Origin of the sequence: Variovorax brevis (assembly GCF_030317105.1) — a bacterium.
In the GTDB taxonomy this organism is placed as follows: Bacteria; Pseudomonadota; Gammaproteobacteria; order Burkholderiales; family Burkholderiaceae_C; genus Variovorax; species Variovorax brevis.
This window is the reverse complement of the sequence record NZ_JASZYG010000074.1, coordinates 1-1,571: the sequence shown is the minus strand read 5'-3', so window position 1 is coordinate 1,571 and position 1,571 is coordinate 1. Positions and strand designations below refer to the sequence as shown.

Below are 1,571 nucleotides of genomic sequence, written 5' to 3'. Positions count from 1 at the left end.
CGGCCGCTTCGCGGTCGCGACCCAACGACCTCAAATGCGCCGCAGCAGCGGCGCGTGCGAGCATCTTTCTTTCCGCGGGGCCTCTCGAGCGAAAGCACAGGGGTTTCGCATACCGGACCTTCCCATGACTTCTTCCCACCTCAAAGACCTGGCCACTTCCCGAGGCGCATTGGCAACCGTGGCGCTGGCCACCGCGACCGCGGCGTGGACAGCGTTCAAGGCGCGCCGCGCCGAACGCGAGCATCCGCCCAAGGGACTTTTTGCGAACGTCGATGGGATCCGGCTGCACTACGTGGATCGGGGTGCAGGACCTCCTGTTGTGCTGCTCCACGGAAACGCCGTGACGCTGGACGACTTCCATGCGAGCGGCCTGATCGAGCGACTCGCGAAAGAGCACCGGGTGATCGCCATCGATCGACCAGGCTTTGGGCACAGCGATCGATCGCGCAACAGGCTGTGGACGCCGGCAGCGCAAGCAAAGCTGATTCGTGCCGCACTCGCAAAGCTGGGTGTCGAGCGTCCGGTTGTTCTCGGTCATTCCATGGGCACGATGGTCGCGATGGCGATGGCCCTTGAATACCCTGACGACGTGGGAGGCCTGGTATTGCTCGGGGGGTATTACTACCCGACCGCGCGTCTCGACGCACTTCTCACAACGCCAGTGGCCCTGCCCGTGTTGGGTGACGTGATGCGCTACACGGTCACGGCGATGGCAAGCCGCGCGATGATGAATGGGGCGGTCAAGGCGATGTTTTCACCGAACGCCGTCCCGGCGGATTTCTTTCCGGCGCTTTCGCGCGAAATGATGCTGCGCCCCGTGCAGTTGCGCGCCAATGCGGAAGATGCAGTCTTCATGGTGCCGGCGGCACTCGCAAGCAGCAAGCGCCACGGGGAGCTGCGGATGCCGGTCACGATCATCGCCGGCGCGGACGACAAGGTGGTCGACCCGGTGGCGCATTCGAGGCGACTGCACGGCGACCTGCCCCAAAGCACGTTGATCGAGGTGCCTGCTGCGGGCCACATGGTTCACTACGTGGTGCCCGGGCAGATCGTGGCGGCGGTCAGTGCTGGCGGTGAGATCCGGCGCCCCGCCGCCGCGAACGGGCGAGCAGGCGACTTGCAAACCGGATCGTCATGGCAGGAAAGCCCGCCGCGTCGCGCTCAGGCGTGGGATGCGCAGACGGCGCTTACCCCGGTGTGAGTGCGTTTCAAATGACGGATGGTCAGCCCTCCTGCCTGTCCGCGAAGTGACGGCGCAGGCAGCGCGCTCGCAATACAGCCGTCGACCACCATGTCAAGGCGGCGTTGACGAACAGGCCGGCCGTGACGATGAGGGCCGCATGGTCTGCGAATCCTGGACCAAAGTTGACGGGAACCAGGGCGAGTGACCATGGCAGGGCGCACAGGATCGCAACCATGGGCAGGAGGCCCTGTTCGTTCGGCCGCCACGTTGCAACGGCGAGGATTGCTGCCAGCGCGGTCAGCGCGCCTGGCAACCACCATGCGAGGCGATGGAGAGCGGGCAGTTGAGGCGTCGTCATGGCCGGGGTGGTGCAAGAAGGAGAGCATGC

At 65.5% G+C, this 1,571-nt stretch carries 2 protein-coding genes; one reads left to right on the top strand and one right to left on the bottom strand.

Annotated features, from left to right (window positions below):
- Positions 1-124 precede the first annotated feature (124 nt).
- Positions 125-1,201, top strand: coding sequence for an alpha/beta fold hydrolase (locus QTI66_RS39440; protein WP_286565826.1), 1,077 nt, complete (start codon positions 125-127; stop codon positions 1,199-1,201).
- Between the two features lie 22 nt (positions 1,202-1,223).
- Here the strand turns inward: QTI66_RS39440 and QTI66_RS39435 are convergent.
- A partial coding sequence (locus QTI66_RS39435) for a hypothetical protein (RefSeq protein WP_286565824.1) occupies positions 1,224-1,571 on the bottom strand: 348 nt, incomplete at its 5' end.

Coding starts and splice junctions, on each gene's coding strand:
- QTI66_RS39440 (WP_286565826.1), top strand. CDS start 125: ATGACTTCTTCCCACCTCAAAGACCTGGCCACTTCCCGAGGCGCATTG.